The sequence below is a fragment of the Streptomyces cinnabarinus genome, from assembly GCF_027270315.1.
GTDB classification, from domain to species: Bacteria; Actinomycetota; Actinomycetes; order Streptomycetales; family Streptomycetaceae; genus Streptomyces; species Streptomyces cinnabarinus.
The window spans coordinates 4,218,995-4,241,305 of record NZ_CP114413.1; the positions used below are offsets into that span (position 1 = coordinate 4,218,995).

The window sequence follows — 22,311 nt, forward strand, 5'->3', positions numbered from 1 at the left end:
CTGCTGCTCGGTGGCCTTTCTCTGCAAGTACGACGCGACGGGGGCCGCCAAATGTGACATCGGCCCGAGAGCGGCTGGATCTTCGCAGGTCAGGGGCTTTGTCAGTGGTCGGGTGCAGCATGGGGGCATGGCGACTACGGGTGGCGGCGGTACGAAGGTGAAGGCGGTCCGGCGCCCCGAGGTGCGGCTGCCGGCGCTGGCGGAGTTCACCGAGGGGGAGCTGGAGCCGGACGGCGACTACGACGGCCTTGAGTTCCGGGAGGCTGATCTCGCGGGGCAGGACGGGGGCGGGGCGCGCTTCATGGACTGCGCGCTCAAGGCGTGCGCGCTGGACGAGACCCGGCTCACCCACGCCCGCTTCCTGGACTCGGTGCTGACCGCCCCGCGCGGGGTCGGTACGGACCTGGCGGAGGCGACGCTGCGGGACGTGGAGCTGCTCGACGCCCGCCTCGGCGGGGTCCAGCTGCACGGCGCCGCCCTGGAGCGGGTCCTGATCCGCGGCGGCAAGATCGACTACCTGAACCTGCGCGCGGCCCGCCTGAGAGACGTGGTCTTCGAGAACTGCGTCCTGGTGGAGCCGGACTTCGGCGGCGCCGGGCTGGAGCGGGTCTCGTTCCCGGGGTGCGTGCTGAAGGGCGCGGATCTCGCGGGGGCGACCTTGACGGACGTCGACCTCAGAGAGACGGCGTCCCTGGAGATCGCGCGGGGTGTGGACCGGCTGGCGGGGGCGGTGATCAGCACGGGGCAACTGCTGGATCTGGCACCGGTGCTGGCGGCCGCCCTGGGGATCCGGGTGGAGTAGCGGGGCTCAGGGCAGGCGCGGGAAGCGGGCCTGGAGGGTCCAGATCGCCGGGTTCTCCGCGAGGTCCTCGTGCAGATCGCACAGGTCGGCGATCAGGTCGTGCAGGAAGTCCCGGGCCTCGCGCCTGAGTTCGGTGTGCGAGAAGGTCAGCGGGGCCTCCTCCGCGGGCATCCAGTCCGACTCCACGTCGACCCAGCCGAAGCGGCGCTCGAAGAGCATCCGGTCGGTGGACTCGGTGAAGTCCAGCTCCGCCCGCTGCGGCCGGGAGGCCCGGGAACCCGCCGGGTCCTGGTCGATGCGCTCCACGATGTCGCACAGCGCCCACGCGAAGTCCAGCACCGGCACCCATCCCCAGGCTGTGGACAGCTCCCGGTCCGCCTTGGTGTCCGCGAGATAGACATCACCGCAGAACAGGTCGTGCCGCAGCGCGTGGACATCCGCGCGGCGATAGTCCATCTGTGGCGGGTCCGGAAAGCGGTTGGAGAGGGCATAGCCGATGTCGAGCACGTAGGTGATGGTGTCACGGCCTCGTAGGATCACGGTCGTGTCCCGGTTCGTACAGCTACGCCTGGTTCCCGCCCTGCTCGCCCTGGCGGCCTGCGCCGGTGGGGGGCACGGCTCCCCCGGCACCCCCGGCCTGGGCGACCCGTACTTCCCGAAGGCCGGCAACGGCGGCTACGACGTCAGCCACTACGCCCTGGTCCTCGACTACGAGCCCGGCACCCGCCGCCTCTCCGGCACCGCGACCGTCACCGCCCGCGCCACCCAGGACCTCTCCTCCTTCAACCTGGACCTGAAAGGGCTCACCGTCGACGGCGTCACCGTCGAGGGCGCGGGCGCCGACTGGGACCGCGACGGCACGGAACTGACCGTCCGCCCGCCCGAGCCCCTCGACGACGGCGAGACCTTCACCGTGCGGGTCCGCTACTCCGGCACCCCGAGGACGATCACCGACCCGGACGGCTCCCAGGAGGGCTGGCTGCGCACCCCCGACGGCGCCCTCGCACTCGGCGAGCCCACCGGTTCCATGGCCTGGTTCCCCGGCAACCACCACCCCGCCGACAAGGCGTCGTACACCATCACGGTCACCGTCCCGAAGGGCGTCGAGGCCGTCTCCAACGGGGAGCCGGCCGGCCGGCGCACCGCCAGGGGCCGTACGACGTACGAGTGGCGCGTCGCCGAGCCGATGGCGAGTTACGTCGCCACGCTCGCGATCGGGGAGTACGACATCCGCCGTGGCACGGCCGGGGACGTGCCGGTGTACACCGCCGTCGACCCGGAGGAGGGCAGCCCGGAGGCGATCGGCGAGCTGCCCGATGTCCTGGAGTGGGCGGAGTACAACTTCGGGCCGTACCCCTTCTCCTCCACCGGCATGATCATCGCCCGCGCGGGCGCCTCCGACTACGCGCTGGAGACCCAGAACCGCCCCGTCTTCCCCGGCGCCCCCGACACCGAGCTGCTCGTCCACGAGCTGGCCCACCAGTGGTTCGGCAACTCCGTGACGCCCCGCACCTGGCGGGACATGTGGCTCAACGAGGGCTTCGCCACCTACGCCGAGTGGCTGTGGGAGGAGGACCAGGGCGGCGACAGCGCCGAGGAGACCTTCCAGGCGCTGTACGACAGCGACGACACCGACCTGTGGGCCTTCCCGCCCGCCGAGCCGCCCGGCCCGGCGGACATCTCCGACCGGCCGGTCTACGACCGCGGTGCCATGGTCGTCCACCGGATCCGAGCGCAGGTCGGCGACGAGGCGTTCTACGACCTCGTCCAGGGCTGGACGGCCGCCCACCGCCACGGCAACGCGGACACCGAGGACTTCACGCGGTACGTCGAACAGCAGGCTCCGGACGAGGACTTCGACTCCGTCTGGGAGGACTGGCTGTACGGCGAGGGCAAGCCGGACCGGCCCGGCTGACGGGCGCGCTCAGGGCCCCGCGAACCCCGCCAGCAGCTGCGCCAGATCCGGTGGCCACAGGGGATCCGGTGCCGCGGCCAGCTCCTCGCGGCTCCACCAGCGCCAGGCGAGGATGCCGTCCTCGGCGTGCGCGGCGGCGAGGTGGGGGCCGGTGGGCGGGCGGCGCGGGCCGCGGGTGACGTAGACGTGCTCGTGCTGGTGGACGGGGCCCACGGCGTGCGTGAAGTCGTGCTCCCAGGTGCACAGCAGCGGCCCCGGCTCCAGATCGGTCCAGCCGGTCTCCTCGCGCAGCTCACGCAGGGCGCCCTCGCGCGGGCCCTCGCCGGACTCCAGCCCGCCGCCGGGCGGCGCCCAGTGGACACCGACCTCGACATTGTCGTACCGGAAGAGGAACACCGCCCCCTCCGGGTCCACCACGACCACCCGGGCGGCGCGGCGCGGGGTGCGCAGCGGTTTGCGCAGGACCGTGCAGGGGCGGCCCATCGCCCGGTCCTCGCGCTCGTCGACGACCTCGTAGCCGAGGGCGGTCCAGAAGGTGAGGCCCTTGGGGTTGCCGGCGAGCACGGCCAGCCGTACGGCGGTCCGCCCGGCCGCGCGGAAGCGGTCCTCCACGCCGTGCGCGATCCGCCGCCCGTACCCCCGGCCGTGCATGCTCGCGTCCACCATCAGCAGCCCGATCCACGGGTCCGGATCGGCCGGGTCGGGATGGCGCGCGAGCGTGATCACCACCCCGACCAGCCGCCCCTCGCTCCGGGCGAGCAGCACCTCGGCGTCCGGGTTCGCCAGCTCGTCCGCCAGCGCCACCGCCACCTGCTCGGGCCGCACATCGTCCGGATCCGGGAAGTCCCCGCTGAGGGCGTGGAAATCACGGTTGGCGGCGTAGAGCGCGGTGAGCTCGGTCAGCAGCGGGGCGGGGATGTCGTGGTCGGGGGTGACGGAAAGGGGTTCGAGGATCACACCGACGACGCTACTGCGCACGGCCCAACCCGCGCCGCACCGACCTCAGTTCCGCCCTGCCACCCAGTCCGCGACCCGGGCCAGCCGCGACGACTGGGCCCCGTGCGTCGACGTCTCGCGCCGGTCGGCCGCCCGGTACACGGCGTACATGCCCTGCACCCCCAGCCAGCGCAGCGGCTCCGGCTCCCACTTGCGCACCTTGTGGCCCACCCAGGGCAGTTCCGTCAGCTCCGTGCGCCCGCCCTGCCCCGAGTCCTGCTGGACCAGGTCGCGCAGGGTGCGGGCGGCGAGATTCGCCGTGGCGACGCCCGAGCCGACGTAGCCGCCCGCCCAGCCGAGCCCGGTCGAGCGGTCCAGGGTCACCGTGGCGCACCAGTCCCGGGGCACGCCCAGCACCCCGGACCAGGCGTGCGCCACCCGCACGCCCGCGAGGGAGGGGAAGAACCCGAGCAGGATCTCGCGCAGCGCCTCGACGGTCGCGTCCTGGGTCCGCCCGTCGTTGTCGGTCCGCGAGCCGAAGCGGTAGGGCACCCCGCGCCCGCCGAGCGCGATCCGGCCGTCGGCGGTGCGCTGGGCGTACATGTAGGCGTGCGCCATGTCGCCGAGCGTCTCGCGGCCGTCCCAGCCGACCGACTCCCACTGCTCGTCGGTCAGCGGCTCGGTGACGACCATCGAGGAGTTCATCGGCAGCCAGGTCCGCCGCTCGCCCTTGAGCGCGGCGGTGAAGCCCTCGGTGCAGCGCAGGACGTAGGGCGCGCGGACGGTGCCGTACGGCGTCACCGCGTGCTGGGGCCGGATCCCGGTCACCGGCGTCCGCTCGTGGATGACGACCCCGAGCGCCTCGGCCGCCGCCGCGAGCCCCTTCACCAGCTTCACCGGATGCACCCGGGCGCCGTGCGGGGTCCAGGTCGAGCCGACCGCGTCCGCGACCCGGATCCGCTCGGCGGTCTCCTGGGCGCCGTACAGCTCCCGGTCCCGCTCGCCGAAGGCCAGCTCCGCCTCGTGGAAGGCCCGCAACCGGGCCAACTGTGCGGGTGTGCGGGCCACTTCGAGCACCCCGCCCTGATGCACATCCGCCTCGATGCCCTCCGCCGCCGCGACGGCGACGACCTCGTCGACGGTGTCGTTCATGGCCCGCTGCAACCGTACGGCGGCGTCCTGGCCGTGCAGTTTCGCGTACCGGTCGCGGCCCGCGATGCCGTTGTACAGCCAGCCGCCGTTGCGCCCGGAGGCGCCGTAGCCGCAGAACTTCTGCTCAAGGACAGTGATCCGCAGGAAGGGCGCGGCCTTCTTCAGGTAGTACGCGGTCCACAGTCCCGTGTATCCGCCACCGACGATCACCACGTCCGCGGAGGCGTCCCCGGGCAGCGGCTCCCGCACCGCAGGGAGACCGTCGTCCGCGTACCAGTAGGAGATGCCGCCGTTGACGACATCGCTGCCCGAGCTGCTCATGGCCGGACGTTAACCCGCGCCGACGGCCACTGTCTCCTTCGGATTTCGTCGATATCGCGTGGTGAGCGACCCGGGAACACCGCTACCGTCGGCCCGTGACCGACCTCCCGGACGAGCTGACGGAACGCGCCGCGCACTTCCTCCGACAGTGGGAGCTGCGCCGCGACGGCCCGCCCATGCGAGGCCGCTGCGCACATGTCCTGCCCGTGCTCCGGGCCGACGGAACGCCCGCCGTGCTCAAGCTCCAGGACGTCGACGACGAGACCGTGGGAGAGCCGGTCGCGCTACGGGCCTGGAACGGCGACGGCGCCGTAAGGCTCCTGGCCGCCGACAACGGCACCCTGCTCCTCGAACGCCTCGCCGCGGAACGCCCGTTGGACGACCTGGAGGACACCCGCGAAGCCACCCTCGTCGTCGCCGGGCTGCTGGCCCGCCTGACCGCCGCCCCCGCCCCACCGGAACTCCGCCGCCTCGGCGACCTGGCCCCACGCCTCCTGGACCGCGCCGCGTCCGTACTCCCCCGGACGGGGGAACCGTCCCTGCTGGCGGACTGCGCGGCGGCGGTACGGGAGGTGGCGGAGGAGCCCGGCGACCGGCTCCTGCACTGGGACCTGCACTTCGAGAACGTCCTGGCCTCGGACCGCGCCCCCTGGCTGGCCATCGACCCCAAGCCGCTGGCGGGCGACCCCGGCTTCGAGCTTCTCCCCGCCCTCTGGAACCGCTTCGACCCCGACGAGGTCCTCTGGCGCTTCGACGCGATGACGGAGGTCCTCGGCCTGGACCGGGACCGGGCCCAGGCCTGGACGCTGGGCCGGGTGCTCCAGAACGCGGTGTGGCAGATCGAGGAGGGCGACCCTCCGCTTCCGGAGCAACTGGACATCGCCGAACGGCTGCGCGCCCACCGGGGTTAGCCTCACTCCATGATCCGCACCGCGACCCCCGCCGACGTCCCCGTCATCCACGCCCTCGTTCGCGAACTGGCCGAGTACGAGAAGGCCCCGGACGAGGCGAACGCGACCGAGGAACAACTGCACGAGGCGCTCTTCGGCGACCGCCCCGCCGCCTACGCCCACATGGCCGTCGACGACACCACCGGCGAACCCGTCGGCTTCGCCCTGTGGTTCCTGAACTTCTCCACCTGGCGCGGCGTCCACGGCATCTACCTCGAAGACCTCTACGTCCGCCCCACCGCCCGCGGCGCCGGCCACGGCAAGGCCCTGCTCACCGAACTGGCCCGGATCTGCGTGGACCGCGGCTACCAGCGCCTGGAGTGGTCCGTCCTGGACTGGAACGCCCCGTCCATCGCCTTCTACGAGTCCCTGGGCGCCCGCCCGCAGGACGAGTGGACGGTGTACCGCCTCACCGACGAGGCACTGCTGACGCTGGGCGCCTGAGCAGCCCCCGAGCGGTGTGCGGGCTCACCGAAGAGGCACCGCCGGCGCCGGTTCGCTGAGCAACCCCCGGGCGGTCTCCAACGGATCGGCCCCCGCCCCGAGTTCCGCATGCACCGCCATCACCAGTTCCGGCCGGGCGAGCAGCGCCGCGCCCGCCGGATCCCCGGACGCCCGGGCCGCGAGGCCGAGGCCCACCCAGGTCTCGGGGTCCCCGTCGCCCCGTCCGATCCGCTCCCGGCACAGCCGCGCCGCTCGTTCCGGATCCCCGCCGACCAGGGCGGCGTCCTCGGGCCGGGCGCCCTCCACGGTGGCCCCTGGGTCCGCCCGCAGCGCGTCGAACCCGGCCGGGTCGGCCAGCAGCCAGCGCGCCAGCACGGCCCGCGTGTCGAGACCGCGGGACGGGGTGCCGGGCACGAGGTCCGGCGCGGCCGGGTCGGCCACCGGCGGGCCGCCCGCCGCGTAGGCGCGTACCACCCGCGGGTCGGGACGCAGGTGATACGCACGCCAGGTCGCCCGGTGATCGGCCACCGCGAGCTCGGCGGCCACGGCGGCCCGCCGCTCCACCGGCTCCGCCAGCCAGGGCGCGAGCCGTCCCTCCAGCTCGGCCACCAGGCGCCGCCCCAGCCCGGTCAGCCCCTCCGCCGCACCGATCCCCCGCAGCGCGTGCGCGGTCTGGGCCCGCCACAGCGCGAACTCGAAGCGCCCGAGCGGATGCGCGCGCCGCCGCCAGAACCCGGTGACCCCGAAGAAGGCGTACACGCCCTGCAAGAGCCCGCCCAGCGGTCGCGGGTCGTCCCGCCAGGGGGCGTAGTGCAGCCGTCCGCCGCCGCTGCCCTGATCGTCGTAGAGGGTGAACAGGTGCATGAAGGCGCTGAGTTTGTTGTGCTGGAACTCGTGCACCAGCGTCGAGGCGAGCTGCTCCCCGTCGTCGGGGACGGAGGCGAGGGCCGCGCCGAAGGCGTCCCCGGAGGAAGCGCTGTGCGGCCGGAACCGCTCGGCCCGCGGGCGCGGTACGAGGGTCACCAGACCGTCGGCCAGCGCGCGGGCCGCGCTCCCGTCCAGCCCGCGCAGGATCTCCCACGCCTCGGCGAACAGCCCCTGCCAGGCGTCGGTGTCGACGGGCTCGGCGGGGAGGGGGGTGCGCAGGGTGCGGTACGGGTCGGTGTCGTCCAGCAGCAGCCCGCACCCCTCGGCCGTCAGCCGGGTCAGCGGGTGCCAGTCGGGCCCGCCGAGCGGCCGCCCGGCGACCAGCACACGACCGTCGACGGCGGTGACCTCGGCCGATGCCCCGCCTCCCACCCGCATGGCGCCGAGCGCGGGGAGCACCGCCCAGCCCTCGTGCACGGGGACGGCGGTACGGAAGTCCAGTCCGGCACGGATCGCCGCGCCGGCGGCGACGGCGTGCAGATAGCCGGTGTCCGGGGCGCCGTCACCGGCCGCCGTACCGCGCAGCCGCCGCAGGGTGTGCGCGGCCCACACGCCGACGGCCGGATAGGCGAGCAGTTCCTCGAAGGCGGCCTGGTCCGCGGCGCGGGCCCGCATGAGCAGCCGCCAGGCCGCCGCGGGCGCCTCGCCGGACGCGTCCAGCAGGGCGCGTACGACCAGCAGCCGCCAGCTGCGCTCGCTGGCCCGCAGCTCGGCCACGGCGGCGGGGCCGCCCCCACCGCCGAGCAGTTCGTCGAAGGAGTCGGCCGGAAGGACGTGCGGGCTGGTCACGCTTCGTCGCGCTGCGGGTTGTAGCCGCCGAGGCTGCTGGCCGGGTCGTCGATACGGCTGAGCAGCCGCCGCAGTGAGCCGTCGGCGGACGGAAGCGGAAGGGAGGGCCAGGCGTCCAGCGGAACCCCGCTCAGGTCGATCAGCTCGGACTCGACTCCGGACTTGTCCATGACCCCGTCCATTTCGCTATTTCAGGTGTTTTACGCGTTTTCCAGCGGCGACCCTAGTGCATCACAGCGACCGCACAGCTTCACGACGCCGAATCAGCCCGGATCGAGTGACGGAACAGCGGTGCGGGTAGGCAGCGTGCGTGAGGGAACTCGCAGAATTGATCGAGGAGTTGCGCTGATTTCGGAACGGGTGGCAGAAGTCGTCGTGGGTGCGGATCGCGGTCCGGGACGGCATGGCTCCGGGTATCGGGTCGGCGACCGCTGGGTCCTCACCTCCGCCCACCTGGTCAGCGAAGCGCGGGTGACCGTCGTGTGGGTGGCACCGGGCCACGGCGACCGCATGTGGGCCGCGCCCGCCGAGGTGGCGCTCGCCTCCGGCAAGGCCGATGTGGCGTTGCTGGAGATCACGGGCCAGGTGCATGACGACTGTGCGCCACCCGCGTACGGCGCCGTGCCGCGGACGGCTGCCACGCTGCCGATCACCGTCATGGGCCACCTCGGCCTCGACACCCATGACGCCTTCTGCACGGGCGGAACGATCTCGGTGCGGACCGACCCCCGCGGAGGCGCCCTCGAACTCGCCATCGGATCGGTGGACCGGGGCCCTCGTCCGGATCGTTCGCCCTGGGAGCGCATGGCCGGCGCCGCCGTCTGGCACGACGACACGCTGATCGGCCTGGTCGGCCCGCACCGCCGGACCGACGCCCTGGGCCGCCTCGCCGCCGTCCGCGTCGAGCGCTGGTACGAGCTGCTGACCGACGCCCAACTGCGTCTGCTGCACCGGCACGCCGGCCTGCCGACCACCCCGGCCGGCCTGACGCACATCCCGGTCCCCGCGCCGGACCCCGACGGCCCCGTCTCCCTGGCCGATCTGCCGGAGACCCTCCCCCTGCGCGAACTCGACGGCCTGGTCACCGCGTTGACCCTGCTGCCCTCCGTGAGCGACCGCAACGGCCTCACGCTCATCCTGGACAGCATCGACCCGGTGATCTCGGCCATGAGCCCGCGCTCTCCCGCGCTGCGGCCGGACGTGTTCGGGATTCTGCGTACGTGTCTGCGTTATCGGGGGACCTTGGACCAACTCCTGGAAGCGATACGGTTGGTGGAGGGCGAATCCGTCGGGGTCGTCCGAATGGACCAGGAGGCGGTGGAGTTGTCCCGGCGCCACCGCTGACCTGATATCGCGGCGCGGCTCGAACGCGGGGTTTCATCCCCGGCACGGCGGGCCATTATCAGGGGGATGTGAGCAGCCCGCCGCACAAGTGCAGCCGGGGGGAAGGGGTTTGGCCGTCATGGAGCCGTCTGTGGCCGCCGTCGAGTCCAACCTAGTCGATCTCGCGGGGGTGTCTCTTGAAACGCTGCGCTCCATGGACGGTCAGGTACTCGCCGGATCACTGGACGAACTACGGCAGCGCATCGACCTCGCGCAGGCGAGCGTCAGCGACTTCAACCCGAGTGCGGAGCGGTACGACTGAGGAGGCCAGGGCCGCCGATGCGTGCTGAGCCCGCGCTCCCCCATCACCGTCTTCCGTCGTCCGGCCTGGAGGAACTGAGCTGCGGCGAGGGCGGTCCGGCCACGATCGACCTACTGCTCGCGGCCGAACGCAGCCGCCGGCTGCTGCTGTTACGGATGCTCGACGACGCCACCGGCCTCGACCCCGCCTGGGAGCTGCTCACCGCGGCCCAGCGCCGGGCCCCGGACGTCGTCGACGAGCTGCTGATGTACCCGCAGACCGGAATGTGGCTGGCCACGGCGCTGCGCCGACTGCGCGGCAGTGCCCCGCAGGACGATCCGCCGCTGTGGGTGGTGCTGGGCCATGTGTCCTGCCTGGCCGCCGCGGCGGCGCTACGCGCGGAGCTGGACTTCTCGATCGAGGTCCCGATGCGCCACGGCCGAGTCCCCCTGCCCACCCTGGGCTGCGCCGAACTCCCCACCACCGAGCCGTGGACGACGGCGACGGTACGGGGGAAGGCGGGCAGCGCGCTCGTCACGGCACCGGGTGCCACGGTCACCGTCCCGGCCTCGCCGGACACCCCGGCGCCGGGCTGGCACCCACTGCGCCGACTGCTGCTCGGCCCCGCGACCCACCGCCTCTCCCTGGCCCTGGACGACGTCGACCCGTACCGGACCTACCCCCGGCCGACCGAACCGCGCCCGCTGTCCGAGGAGGCCGCCGAGGAGTGGCGGCGCGTGCTGGAGCGGGCCTGGACCGTACTGCTGGACGAGCAGCCGAGGACCGCGGAGGCGATGCGCCGGGGGCTGCTGTCGCTGACACCGGGCCCGGCGAGGGAAAGGTTTCGGCCACGCAGTGTGACGGCTGGGGATGCGTTCGGCGGCGTCGAGTCCTCGGAGCCGGACGACGTGGTCCAGCTGGCGGTGACCCTGGTCCACGAGTTCCAGCACACCAAGCTGGGCGGCCTGCTGCACCTGACGCCCCTGCTGACCCGGGAGACCTCGGAATCCCCCGAACTCTGGTACGCCCCCTGGCGGGACGACCCCCGCCCGCTGGACGGTCTGCTGCAGGGCATCTACGCCTTCGTGGGCATCGCCCGCTTCTGGCGCACCCACCGGCTGGCCTCGGGTGCCGCAACCCCCCTGGCCCATTTCGAGTTCGCGCTGTGGCGGGCCCATGTGACCACGGCCCTGCGCCAGGTCCACCGCCATGAACGCCTGACACCGATCGGCGCCCAGCTCCTGGACCGCCTGTACGCCCTGTGCACCCGCTGGCTGGACGAGCCGGTCCCGGAAGCCCCCCTCGCCCTGGCCCGCGGCTGCGCCGCCGACCACGCGGCCCGCTGGCGCGCCCACCATCTGCGCCCACCGCGGCAGGCCGTGGCGGAAGCCGCCGGGGCCTGGCTCTCCGGAGCCCCCGCCCCGCCCCGCTCCCTGACGGCACCCCCCGAGGTGCGCACCGACGAATCCGCCCGCTGGCTGGACACCCTGGCCGTCCTGACCCGCCACCGCCTGGCGGGAGACGACCCGGAGAAGGCGGCGGTGACCGGAGCGCTCGGGGCCGACGCCCTCCTGGCGGCCGGCGAAGCGCGGGCGGCCCAACAGGCGTACGCGACCCACCTGGCAGCCGACCCGGGCCACCCGACAGCCTGGTCCGGCCTCTCCCAAAGCCTGACCCTCGCCCAGACCTCCCTGACCGCGGCCCACTTCCTACGCCACCACCCGGAACGAGCCCGAGCCGTCCACGCGGCGATAGCAACGGCCACAGGCACCCCACCGGACCCGGTGGCGCTGGCGACGTGGCTGGCGAACTAGCTCCCGCACAAACGCAAGCGCGGGCAGGCGACACCTCGCCCGCCCGCGCCGCCGCGGACCCGAACCGCTACCTCACAGCGGCATCGGGTCGATGTCGCAGTTCGCCCGCTCCCGGGCGCGGGCCTGCACCGTCGCCGGGTGCGGGGCCGGCTCCGCGGACCGCAGGCGCGGCGCGTCCAGCACCTGCTCCATACGGGCCAAGGTGTCCTCCCGCAGCGCCTCGGACTCCTCCTCGGAACCGAGCGTGGCCAGATCCAGCGAGAGATTCGCCGCGCAGACCAGCGCCGTCGGATGGTTCTCGCCCATCCGATCCCGGCTCAACTCCAGTGACCGCTCGCCGAGTTCACGCGCCTCGGTCACCTGCCCCAGCGCACTCAGATCGCTCGCGAGGTTGATCGCACAGGCCAGGGCGATCGGATGCCCCTCCCCCAGCCGCTCGGTCAGCGAGGCCAGCGCCTCCTCGTCCAGCGCCCGCGCCTCGTCCACCCGGCCCAGCAGCCGGAGCGTCACCGCGAGGTCCACATCCGCGGCCAGCACATGGGGATGATCGGCCCGGAACACCCGCCGGAACCGCTCGCTGGTCTTCACACCACGGTCCAGGGCCGCTTCCAGCTCGCCGTTGTGCCGCAACGCCACCGACAGCGCCAGCGCGGCCGTCAGGGATTCGGGGTGGGTGTCGCCGTACCGCCGGGTGAACTGGCTGAAGGCCTCCCGGGCCAGTTCGAGCGCCTTCTCATGGTCGCCCTCCTTGCGGCAGGCCTCGCCGAGCTGGCGCAGCGTCTGGAGCGTGGAGGGGTTCCCGGCGCCGAAGACGGGCCGGAAGCCGTCGACGACGGCCTCCTGGAGGGACCGCGCGCCGACGTAGTCGCCGGTCTCGCGGACGTCGATGGCGATACTGCCCTCGGTGATCAGGGACTGGTGGTGGTCCCGTCCGTACAGCCGGGTCTTCAGCGAGTGCGTGTGCTGGTCCAGCTCCAGCGCCCGCTGGTACTCACCCACCAGACGCAGGCTCACGCCGAGGTTGTGCGCGGTGCCCAGGGTCGTCGGGTCGTCCTCGCCGAAGGCGCGCCGGGCCCGGTCGTAGGCCATCTCGTCCAGGTCGGCGCCGGCCGCGAAGTCGCCCTGGACCCGGCGTACCGCCGCCTCCAGGTTCATCGTCTCCAGCGCGTCCTCGCGAGTGTCCTCACGGCCCTCGGGCGCGGTGCGGGCGTAGATGTCCTTCAGCTGGGAGACCAGCCGGGAGGCGTCGTCGTAGCGCCCCACCTTCAGGTACAGGAAGCACAGCCACCAGCCCATCAGCCGGGTCTGCTGGTCCTCCTCGCCGAACAGCGCCTGCCAGGTCTGCCACGCCTGCTCGGTGAACTCCCGGGCCACCTTGTGGTCGCCCCAGTACCAGAGGTACCTCGCGACGTTCATCACCAGCTCGCGGACCCATGGCTGGTCGGACTCGATCGCGCCGGAGGCGATCACATGGCCGTACAGCTCGGCGTACCGCCCCCAGTTGGTCGACTGGTTGGGACCCTTGGGGTCCGCGGCGGCCAGAAGGGTGTGGGCCCCATTGCGCATGCGTTTCTGTTCCTCGGGGGTCATACGGTGGATCAGTACGGCCTGCACCAGACGGTGCATCTCGATCGAGTTGGTGCGGTGGTCTATCCGGGCGAGGGAGTAGCGGTTGATCTCCCGCACCGCGCGGGCGAGCCGCATCGGGTCGTTGAGCGCGCGGTCCAGCTCGGGGTCGATGGTGGAGCCGCCGAGCCCGGAGAAGATGGAGCGGGAGATCGGGTCGGGGGCGAAGTAGGAGCAGAGCTGGAGCAGCCTGAGCGCGGTGAGGCTGCGGGTCTCCAGGTGGTCCAGCGAGACGTTCCACGCGGCGGCGACCGGCAGTTGGTAGTCCGGCGGCGGCGAGACTTCCAGCAGCTCAGCCCGCTTGTGCTCGAAGAGCCGCAGGTACTCCGAGACCGGCATCCCGGTCTCCGCCCGCCAGGCCGCGGCCTGTTCCAGCGCCAGCGGCAGGTCGCCGAGCGCGTCGGCCAGCCGGTCCGCCTCGGCGTCGTCGAGGTCGTCGGGCCCGGAGCGGCGCAGCAGCTCCTTGCTCTCCTCACGGGTGAAGACATCGACTTCGAGGGAGGGTCCGACCACGCTCCAGCGCCGGTTGCGGGAGGTCACGAGGATGGTGCCGCTGCCCCCGGTCGGGAAGTAGTCCCGTACCCGCTCCGGGCTGTCGGCGTTGTCGAAGATCAGCAGCCAGCGGGAGTACGGCCGCCCCTCGCGCAGCGCCTCGCGCACCGCGGGGCCGGCGATATTGGCCTCGGCGCTGGTCACCAGGCCGAGCCGCTGGGCCAGTTCCACCAGCGCCTGGCCGATCTGGCCGGGGCGCTCGGCGGGGATCCACCAGACGACGTCGTACTCCGACTGGTGCCGGTAGGCGTACTCGATCGCCAGCTGGGTCTTGCCGACGCCGCCCATGCCGTGGATCGCCTCGGGCAGCACGGTGGTGGTGCCCTCGAGAAGTCGCTCACTGAGACGTTCGAGAAGGTCCACGCGGCCGGTGAAATTGGGGTTGCGCGGCGGGATGTTGCCCCAGATACGCGGCGTCGAACGCCCGCTCTCCACCGCGGGCTGCGTATGCGTGGCGGTCATGGCCGTGGCTCCTTCTGAAGTTGTCCCGGCCCCCGTCGGGGCCTGTTCCTGGGCGTGGCGATCGCTCTCGGGAGCGGTGCGGAAGCCCACGCCCTTGCGCAGGCTGACGGAGTTCTGCCGGTCGTAGTCGCGCAGGGCGCGGGCCAGCCGGTCGGCTCTGGGGAGGAACTTGCCGGACAGGGCGCGCAGGGCGGCCAGTTCGACGCGCAGGAAGGCGACATTGCGCCGGGTCACCGAGGGCACGTCGGCCGTCTCGAAGGGTTCCTCGGGCGCGGGCAGGAGCGGCTCGGCGACCTGGGGCTCGGCGGCCGACGGGGCGCTGACTCCGGGCGGGGTGCCGGTGGCCGGGGGTGCGCCGACGTCGTACGGTCCGGCGCTCAGCAGGGCCCGGACATCGTGCAGCACCCGGGCGGTGTCCCTGCGCCGGGACAGCGCCAATAACTCCTGGCGGATGTTGGGGCCGAAGACGAAGACCACGTCGGCGGCGCGCTCGGCGTCCGCGCCGGAGGTCCGCACCAGACCGCTCATCAGCAGCTCCGCCAGATGCGCGGGCCCGGCCCCCGGCACCGAGGCGGTCACCGCGTTCATCACCGGAAGCGTCAACGGAGCCGCGGCGAGCCGGGTGGCGAGCGCGAACGCCTTGGGCGAGGCGGCAGCCCTGAAGTCCGAGACCCGCTCCCAGGGCGGTACGGCACTGGCCGGGTCCGGCACGTCCTCCACCCAGGGCACCGCCCGCGCCGCGTCCGCCCGGCGTTTCCAGTCCCGGGCCCTGATCCCCGACATCTCCACCCAGCCGTCGGAGCCGCCGGTGACCAGATCGACCCAGCCGGACAGCGACCTCTCGGTCGGCTCCAGCACGGGGACCGGGACCACGCCGGTGCGGGCGTCCGGATCGTCGACGGGTTCGAGGGGGGAGGCGCGCAGTTCCCAGCGCAGGGTGTCGTTGGGCGCCCAGGGGCGGGCGCAGCCGAACCGCATCCGGTTCACGTCGAGTCCGGCCCGGGACCACAGATGCTGCGGCAGCAGATGCAGCACGGCGAGCGGCTCGGTCCGCCCGAGCTCCCGCAGCAGCGGCAGCACCGCGTCCGAGCGCCAGCCCGCGGCCAGACCGTCCGTCAGCACCAGCACCACCCGCCGCTCGGACGGGGAGGGCGGCAGCTGCTCCAGCCGGATCCGGGCCGGCTCGGTGTCATCGGAACTGAGCAGCCGTACCGTGGTGATCCCGCCCAGCCGTTCCTCGCGGGCGAGTTCACCGGCCAGCTTCTGGACCGTCTCCTCCCACACCCGCATCGTCGCGTGATCGTCCACGACGAGGAGCACGGACGGAGGATCCGCGGATACCGGCCGCGCCAGTTCGCTCAGGGCAAGCGGTACGGCATCCAGTGACGCTTCGTCAGACGCCGGTTCCGCCGCTGTTCGTGGGACATCGTCACACTGCATAAGCGCTCTCAGAGCGTCCGGTAAGGGCATGCGTGACATCCACGTGCCAAGCCTGACAGTGGTCTGCATACAGTGCAAGACGGCAGGCCACAGGGGGTGAGGGTACAAACTGGACAGTCGATCGGAGGGTGAAGGAACGGCGGATGGAACACGCCCCCCTGCGGTGTCGAGCACGCCGGCTCTTCTGACGTCCAGCGTGGCACCGCCCACTGCCGCCCGCAAGGCCGTCTGCCACTCTCTTGCGCGTATGGACAAGAAGCCGCCGCCGGGCCGCGGCAGGCGCCCGGCCATGCTTCGCGCCGCGCTCTGCGAAGTCATCGCCGCTACACCGGTCCCGGGGGGCCCGGCTTGCGCTCGGGGTCGTCCAGAAGGATGGCCAGATGACGCCCGACATGGCCGTCCCAGCCGTCGGGTCCGAGCGCCAGCGCGTCATTGCGCCATTTGCCGACGCTCTCCGCGAGCGAGCCGAGCCCCCGGTCCTGGAGGATCTCGCTGATCGCGTCCTGGAAGTGCGGGTCGGAGCAGTCCGAGCGGTGCCAGATCATCGCGGGCACCCCGGCCCGCAGCCCGGCCAGCACCTCACGGCGCCCGGTGCCCGAGTCGTCGCCCGGCGGCTCGCTGAGCACCAGGCACACGGCATGCCCGTCCTCCTTCAGCTCCCGCTCCAGATGGAAGAAGTACGAGCCGTCCTCGGCCGGCCGGCTCCAGTGCGGCTGGCTGTCGGCCGGGCGCTCCTTCAACTGCCGCCACTTGGCGTGCCAGGGCCGGTGCCAGGCGGCCCGCTGAAGCCGCTCCAGCGAACGGATCAGAACGGGATAATCCATGACCAAAGGGGTTGGATCGGGATGATCCGAATCCGTCGACCACCACTCGACCGGTTCGTTGAGCAGTTCCCAAGGCAGGACGAACTCCAGAATGACCGGCTGACGCATCTCGGCCCAGCGCGCCTCGGACGCCTCGATCAGCCGCTCCACCGCACCCGGCAGCTCATTTCTGCACAAATGGACTGTTTCACCGCGTACCGGGTGCCAGCCCGTGGAGTCGGACTGGCGCCAGTGGGTGAGGTAGTAGCGGCCGTCCTCGTTGCGGTCCGGCTCGAACTGGATCATCAGATAGGCGGGCACCACCGAGGGCGCGGGCTGCGGCAGCTCGGCGTGCTGCCACTCGGCCAGCAGGCCCTCAAGACCCAGCCGCTGGGACTGGCCGCGGTTGAACCGGCGCAGCCCCTCCGCGGCCTCCATCCAGCCCTCCTCCACGAACCGGTCGGCGGCCAGTGCCACGAAGGCCATGCTGGGCGGCAGCTCACCGGGCGGGGTGTTCTCACCCGCCAGCCTCAGGAAGACCTGCCAGCCGGTCTGGCACCAGCGGGGCAGCTCCTGGACCCGGGAGCGGCTCGCGCGCCGCGCCATCGACGCCAGCTCGGTGGTGCGCAGGGACTCCAGGACCGGCCGCAGATGGCCGAGGTCGGCGCTGTCGAAGAAGTCGACGGCCTCCCACTCGTCCACGAGCGGCCATAACGCGGCGACCGTCGCCGACTCCTGCTCCACGTACTCCAGCGCCCGCACCAGACAGGCCGCGCCGTACTCGACGGCCGTACTCGCCTTGACCACCTGGAGCAGCCAGGGCCGCAGCCGGTCACCGCCGAACGGCTCCACCTGCGCGCCCAGTTCATCGGCGAGCATCTCCCGCCATAACTCCCGGCTGCCGGTCTGTCTCACCGTCGCCGACTCCTGGAGCGCGTCCGAAATGGCTACGACCAGCTCATTGCGGACCCGTTCCGGACTGCGCCCTCTCACCCCGTGACCTCCCCAGCCGGCGCGGTTGTGCCGACCAGCGTACGGCCGCAGGGGGTGCCGTGGCAGGGCCCTGGGAAAGGAAGGAAGAGCCCCCTGTCGGATTCGAACCGACGACCTTCGCTTTACAAGAGCGGCGCTCTGACCAGCTGAGCTAAGGAGGCGTGCACGCACGTGCCCGTGCAGTGTACCCACGGCCCGGCGTGCCCCTGTCGAAAATTTCCGCGAAGTTCACAGGGGTCCGGGTGCTGACAGAGCAGGTGAACGCCAGGTACCGTCCGAGGTCAGTCCACTCACATGGACTACACCACCACCTTCCTACAACGGATCGTCCGGCACGTTCCTGCCGGTAGAAGGGGGCCCATCACCATGGCCACTGTCTCGTTCGACAAGGCGACCCGGATCTACCCGGGCACCGAGAAGCCCGCCGTCGACGCTCTCGACATCCACATCGAGGACGGCGAGTTCCTCGTACTCGTCGGCCCGTCGGGTTGCGGCAAGTCCACCTCGCTCCGGATGCTCGCGGGGCTCGAGGACGTCAACGGCGGCGCCATCCGCATCGGTGACCGCGACGTCACGCACCTGCCGCCGAAGGACCGGGACATCGCCATGGTGTTCCAGAACTACGCGCTCTACCCGCACATGACGGTCGCCGACAACATGGGCTTCGCGCTCAAGATCGCCGGTGTGCCGAAGGCGGAGATCCGCCAGAAGGTCGAGGACGCGGCGAAGATCCTGGACCTCACCGAGTACCTCGGCCGCAAGCCCAAGGCCCTCTCCGGTGGTCAGCGCCAGCGTGTGGCGATGGGTCGCGCCATCGTGCGTGAGCCGCAGGTCTTCCTCATGGACGAGCCGCTGTCGAACCTCGACGCCAAGCTCCGTGTCTCGACCCGTACGCAGATCGCCTCCCTCCAGCGCCGCCTGGGCATCACCACGGTCTACGTCACCCACGACCAGGTCGAGGCCATGACGATGGGCGACCGTGTGGCGGTCCTCAAGGACGGTCTGCTCCAGCAGGTCGACTCCCCGCGCAACATGTACGACCGCCCGGCCAACCTCTTCGTCGCCGGCTTCATCGGCTCCCCCGCCATGAACCTGGTCGAGGTGCCGATCACTGACGGCGGCGTGAAGTTCGGCAACAGCGTCGTCCCGGTCAACCGTGACGCCCTGAAGGCCGCCGCCGACAAGGGCGACCGCACGGTCACCGTCGGCGTCCGCCCCGAGCACTTCGACATCGTCGAACAGAACGGCGGCGCCGCCGCCTCCCTGTCCAAGGACACCGAGGACGCCCCGGCCGGTCTCGCGGTCTCCGTCAACGTCGTCGAGGAGCTCGGCGCCGACGGCTACGTCTACGGCACCGCCGAGGTCAACGGCGAGCAGAAGGACCTGGTCGTCCGGGTCAACGGCCGCCAGGTCCCGGAGAAGGGCGCGCAGCTGCACGTCGTGCCGCGTCCGGGCGAGACCCACGTGTTCTCGACCTCCACGGGTGAGCGTCTCACCGACTGAGTGACGAACCGGGTGAATCACCCAGGTTGACGAGAAGGGCCCCGCAGACCACTGCGGGGCCCTTCTCGCTGTCGACAAATACCCCGGCATACCACCCATTTCGATCAGCGGGCGTCAACCCCCTACCCAAAAAGTGGCCGCACTTCGTCCCCCGAACCGGTGACTAAATGTCGCCAAATCATTACCGGGCGCTACCCTCACTCGCGTGAAGCACTCCACTAACCAACAGACGCGACGCGGCCAGGGCCCCGCCCGCCGGATCGGCCGCTCGCTCGCCCTTGTCCTGCCCGTCGTCCTGGTGCTCTCCGGGACCCTCGCGGTCACCCGGGTCAACTGGTCGGGGAACCCCTCGGACTCGGTGCTCACGGCATCGGACGCCTCGGTGTCGGACGCCAAGCCCGGCTCGGTCTCCCGCGCCCCGCAGGACGTGCTGCGCGACCAGCTGATCGCCGAGCTGACCCGGAAGAACCCGGGCGTCGCGCTCACCCACCTCCAGCAGGCCGTGGACGAGCGCCCCTCCCTGGCCCGCCACTGCGCCTCCATCGCCCGCGCCCTCGGCCGGGCGGCGGTCCGCGTCTACGGCCCGACCCACGCCCAGTCCTACGCCCGCCCGGTCTGCGACACGGCCTTCGCCACGGGCGTGGCAGCGGCCCACAACTGACGCAGCCGTCCCGGGCCCCTGGCAGGGGCCCGGGGGGCCGCAGGCGCGCATCACACAGCACCCCCCACCCCCGTGGGCACCAGAGCCACATACAGTTCGGGCATGACCGATCCGAACGCCGCCTCCCGCCCCACCCAGGCCGTCATCCTGGCCGGCGGCCAAGGCTCCCGCCTGCGCCCGTACACCGACGACCGCCCCAAGCCCATGGTCGAGATCCCCGGCACGGGCACGCCGATCATCGGCCACCAGCTCGCCTGGCTCGCGGAAGAGGGCGTGACCGACGTCGTCGTCAGCTGCGGCCACCTCGCGGACGTCCTCAAGGACTGGCTCGCCCAGGCGGACCTCCCGGTCCAGGTCACCACGGTCGTGGAGACCGAACCCCTCGGCCGCGGCGGCGGCCTCAAGTACGCCGCCGCCCATCTGCCGCACCCCGACCGCCCCTGGTACGCCACCAACGGCGACATCTGGACCCGGTTCTCGCTGCGCGACATGGCCGACTTCCACGCCGAGCGCGACGCCGTCGCGACCCTCGCGCTGGCCCGGCCGCGGATCCCCTGGGGCGCCGTGCAGACGGACGGCTTCGGACACGTCACGGACTTCATCGAGGCGCCGCCGACGACGTACGAGATCAACGCGGGTGTGTACGTCTTCTCCGCCTCGTTCGCCGCGATGCTCCCCGAGCGGGGGGATCATGAGCGGACGACGTTTCCGCGGCTCGCCCGGGAGCTGCGGCTCGCCGGCTTCCCCATTCCGCAGGGCGCGTACTGGCGGGCCATCGATACGGCGAAGGATCTGACCGAGGCTGCCAAGGAGCTGTCCGCTCTTCGGAAATAGCGCGGCTTGGTGGGGGCTGAGCGCGCGGATCCCCGCGCCCCTGGGGAGCGCGGGGAACCATGGGTTCGGTTGTTGCTGCCGGTGGGCTAACCCAGAATCCCGCCCACCGGCCCATCTACCCCAACAGGCCGCCTACCAGGCCCGGTTCACCGGAGGTGGATCCTCCGCCTCCCGTGCCGCCCGGCGTGCTGCCGCCGCCGGTGGTGCCGCCTGAGGTCGGGCCCGCGCTGGTACTCGGGGCCTCGTTCGCCGGAGCGGACTGCTGCGGCGGGGCCTGGCCCGCCGTGCCCTGCGTCTGGCTGGGGGTGCCCGCGGTGCCGGTGTCGCGGGTGGCGTCCGGGGTCGCGGTCGTGCCGGCCGAGGGGGCCGAAGTGGCGCCCTGGGTCGGGGAGGTGGACGCCGACGGGGTGCGCTCCCGGCGCTCGCCGGGCTCGGAGGGGAGCGGGGAGCCGGGGAGTTCGTTGCGCGGGGCCTCGCCGGGGCCCGGGACGACCACTCGGTCGGAGTCGCGGACGGCGCCGCCGAGCAGCGAACCGAGCAGCAGGGTCAGCCCGGTGACGATGGCGGTGATCAGGGCGCCACGGCGCAGGACGTAGCGGCGCAGCTCCCAGATGTCGGAGCGCGGTCCGAGGCGGCGCCAGGCCATGCCCGCGAGACGGCCGTCGATGGAGTAGACGGGGGCGCCCGCGATGATCAGCGGGGACCAGGCGGCCAGATAGATGATGTCGGGGGCGTCGTAGACGGGGACGCTCTTCCAGCTGACGGTGACGAGCAGCGCGGCCGAGAGCAGCGCGCCGACCACGGCGGCGACCCGCTGCCAGCAGCCCAGGATCGTGAGGACGCCCACGATGACCTGGAAGAAGGCGATCACCAGGCCGGAGCCGACGGGGTGCTCCAGGGCGAACTGGCGCAGCGGCTCGGCGACTTCCCAGGGGTGCAGGGTGTTGAGCCACTTCACCATCGAGCCGCGCTTGCCACCGTCGAAGTAGACGGGATCGCAGAGCTTGCCCATGCCGGCGTAGATGGAGATGAAGCCGAGGAAGATGCGCAGCGGGAGGAGGACGACGCCCAGGTTCAGGCGGCGGCCCGGGTAGTAGGCGTGCCGCGAGGGGTCGTCCGCGGGGCGCCCGGCCCGCGACTCCTCGTCCGGCTCCGCGAAGTCCGGCTCCGCGAACTCCCGGTCGTCGTAGTCGAGTTCCTCGTCGTAGGCGCTGCCGACCCGGCGCATGTCGGGCAGCAGGCGGGTGCCGTCGCCGTCGGGCGGGGTGCGCTGGGCGCCGACCACGGGGGTCTCCACGGTCTGCGCGAGGTCGTCGTAACCGCCCCCGCCGTACCCGTCGTTGACCCCGACGCGCGGGATGACCTGGGTGGCGCCCGCGTCGGCCGGTTCCTCGGCATGGCCGACGCCGGCGCCCCGCACCGCCTGGAGCAGCCGGTGGGCGCCGGTGTCGTCGGGCGCCGACCTGCCGCTCCAGACGACGGGCCGACGGCGGGCGGTGGCGCCGGCCACCGGGACGCGGGGGGTGCCCTCGGTGGCGCTCAAGTGCCGTGCGATACGCGGCGATTGGCTGCGTCTCGTCGACGCGCCCAACTGCACGCGGAAGCTCGCGTGATTGACGATGATCTGCGCCGGATCGCTCGGCACCTTCACCATGCTCAGCGCGGGAGCGTCGTCGAATCCCGACGAGCGGTCCCCCGTGGGTGTGCGGGGTGTTCTGGTGTCCACACTCATCTAACAGAGTGACGTGTGTTTAGGACACTGC

General features: G+C 72.4%; 18 protein-coding genes and 1 tRNA gene. 10 read left to right on the plus strand and 9 right to left on the minus strand.

The features are described from left to right. Positions 1 to 127: 127 nt before the first annotated feature. Positions 128 to 802, plus strand: coding sequence for a pentapeptide repeat-containing protein (locus tag STRCI_RS18910; RefSeq protein ID WP_269660142.1), 675 nt, complete (start codon positions 128 to 130; stop codon positions 800 to 802). Between the two features lie 6 nt (positions 803 to 808). Here STRCI_RS18910 and STRCI_RS18915 read toward each other — a convergent pair whose 3' ends face one another. Then, on the minus strand, positions 809 to 1,309 hold the full coding sequence (locus STRCI_RS18915) for a hypothetical protein (RefSeq protein WP_269664586.1): 501 nt from the start codon (positions 1,307 to 1,309) through the stop codon (positions 809 to 811). A gap of 7 nt (positions 1,310 to 1,316) precedes the next feature. Between STRCI_RS18915 and STRCI_RS18920 the strand changes: the two genes are divergently transcribed. After that, complete coding sequence (locus STRCI_RS18920) at positions 1,317 to 2,717, plus strand: M1 family metallopeptidase (protein WP_418953357.1); 1,401 nt, start codon at positions 1,317 to 1,319, stop codon at positions 2,715 to 2,717. Between the two features lie 9 nt (positions 2,718 to 2,726). Here STRCI_RS18920 and STRCI_RS18925 read toward each other — a convergent pair whose 3' ends face one another. Next, on the minus strand, positions 2,727 to 3,674 hold the full coding sequence (locus STRCI_RS18925) for a bifunctional GNAT family N-acetyltransferase/NUDIX hydrolase (RefSeq protein ID WP_269660144.1): 948 nt from the start codon (positions 3,672 to 3,674) through the stop codon (positions 2,727 to 2,729). Between the two features lie 45 nt (positions 3,675 to 3,719). Further along, on the minus strand, positions 3,720 to 5,126 hold the full coding sequence (locus STRCI_RS18930) for an NAD(P)/FAD-dependent oxidoreductase (protein WP_269660145.1): 1,407 nt from the start codon (positions 5,124 to 5,126) through the stop codon (positions 3,720 to 3,722). 95 nt (positions 5,127 to 5,221) lie between these two features. Here STRCI_RS18930 and STRCI_RS18935 point away from each other — a divergent pair, with 95 nt between their 5' ends. Both STRCI_RS18935 and STRCI_RS18940 read left to right on the plus strand, forming a co-directional pair. Beyond that, a complete protein-coding gene (locus tag STRCI_RS18935) occupies positions 5,222 to 6,037 on the plus strand; it encodes an aminoglycoside phosphotransferase family protein (RefSeq protein ID WP_269660146.1) in 816 nt (271 codons plus the stop codon). 9 nt (positions 6,038 to 6,046) lie between these two features. Continuing rightward, positions 6,047 to 6,520 (plus strand): GNAT family N-acetyltransferase, encoded by a 474-nt coding sequence (locus STRCI_RS18940; protein ID WP_269660147.1) that lies wholly within the window; start codon positions 6,047 to 6,049, stop codon positions 6,518 to 6,520. Positions 6,521 to 6,544: 24 nt separating this feature from the next. Here the strand turns inward: STRCI_RS18940 and STRCI_RS18945 are convergent, their stop codons facing one another. Both STRCI_RS18945 and STRCI_RS18950 read right to left on the minus strand, forming a co-directional pair. After that, a complete protein-coding gene (locus STRCI_RS18945; RefSeq protein ID WP_269660148.1) occupies positions 6,545 to 8,236 on the minus strand; it encodes an HEXXH motif domain-containing protein in 1,692 nt (563 codons plus the stop codon). Further along, the gene (locus STRCI_RS18950; protein WP_269660149.1) at positions 8,233 to 8,406 is read right to left on the minus strand and encodes a hypothetical protein; all 174 of its coding nucleotides are present in this window, start codon (positions 8,404 to 8,406) and stop codon (positions 8,233 to 8,235) included. The genes STRCI_RS18945 and STRCI_RS18950 overlap by 4 nt, the downstream gene beginning before the upstream one ends. A 205-nt stretch (positions 8,407 to 8,611) precedes the next feature. On the opposite strand from STRCI_RS18950, the gene STRCI_RS18955 reads away from it, so the two are divergent. The 3 genes from STRCI_RS18955 (at position 8,612) to STRCI_RS18965 (ending at position 11,674) form a co-directional block, all read left to right on the plus strand. Further along, a complete protein-coding gene (locus STRCI_RS18955) occupies positions 8,612 to 9,580 on the plus strand; it encodes an effector-associated domain 2-containing protein (RefSeq protein WP_269660150.1) in 969 nt (322 codons plus the stop codon). A 118-nt stretch (positions 9,581 to 9,698) separates the two neighbouring features. Next, a complete protein-coding gene (locus tag STRCI_RS18960) occupies positions 9,699 to 9,881 on the plus strand; it encodes a hypothetical protein (protein ID WP_269660151.1) in 183 nt (60 codons plus the stop codon). Between the two features lie 17 nt (positions 9,882 to 9,898). Further along, complete coding sequence (locus STRCI_RS18965) at positions 9,899 to 11,674, plus strand: HEXXH motif domain-containing protein (protein WP_269660152.1); 1,776 nt, start codon at positions 9,899 to 9,901, stop codon at positions 11,672 to 11,674. 72 nt (positions 11,675 to 11,746) lie between these two features. Here the strand turns inward: STRCI_RS18965 and fxsT are convergent, their stop codons facing one another. From fxsT to STRCI_RS18980, 3 genes are all read right to left on the minus strand, one after another. After that, positions 11,747 to 16,072: an FxSxx-COOH system tetratricopeptide repeat protein gene (gene fxsT / locus STRCI_RS18970; RefSeq protein WP_336298806.1), complete on the minus strand. Its 4,326-nt coding sequence runs from the start codon at positions 16,070 to 16,072 to the stop codon at positions 11,747 to 11,749. 5 nt (positions 16,073 to 16,077) lie between these two features. After that, positions 16,078 to 17,550: a VMAP-C domain-containing protein gene (locus STRCI_RS18975; RefSeq protein WP_269660154.1), complete on the minus strand. Its 1,473-nt coding sequence runs from the start codon at positions 17,548 to 17,550 to the stop codon at positions 16,078 to 16,080. Positions 17,551 to 17,637: 87 nt separating this feature from the next. Then, positions 17,638 to 17,711: transfer RNA gene (locus tag STRCI_RS18980), tRNA-Thr, on the minus strand. Between the two features lie 205 nt (positions 17,712 to 17,916). On the opposite strand from STRCI_RS18980, the gene STRCI_RS18985 reads away from it, so the two are divergent. The 3 genes from STRCI_RS18985 (at position 17,917) to STRCI_RS18995 (ending at position 20,548) form a co-directional block, all read left to right on the plus strand. Beyond that, positions 17,917 to 19,053 (plus strand): ABC transporter ATP-binding protein, encoded by a 1,137-nt coding sequence (locus tag STRCI_RS18985; RefSeq protein WP_269660155.1) that lies wholly within the window; start codon positions 17,917 to 17,919, stop codon positions 19,051 to 19,053. Positions 19,054 to 19,258: 205 nt separating this feature from the next. Then, on the plus strand, positions 19,259 to 19,714 hold the full coding sequence (locus STRCI_RS18990) for a hypothetical protein (protein ID WP_269660156.1): 456 nt from the start codon (positions 19,259 to 19,261) through the stop codon (positions 19,712 to 19,714). A 102-nt stretch (positions 19,715 to 19,816) separates the two neighbouring features. Continuing rightward, on the plus strand, positions 19,817 to 20,548 hold the full coding sequence (locus STRCI_RS18995; RefSeq protein WP_269660157.1) for a nucleotidyltransferase family protein: 732 nt from the start codon (positions 19,817 to 19,819) through the stop codon (positions 20,546 to 20,548). A gap of 115 nt (positions 20,549 to 20,663) precedes the next feature. On the opposite strand, the gene STRCI_RS19000 is transcribed toward STRCI_RS18995, so the two are convergent. Next, a complete protein-coding gene (locus STRCI_RS19000; RefSeq protein WP_269660158.1) occupies positions 20,664 to 22,280 on the minus strand; it encodes a DoxX family protein in 1,617 nt (538 codons plus the stop codon). Positions 22,281 to 22,311 lie beyond the last annotated feature (31 nt).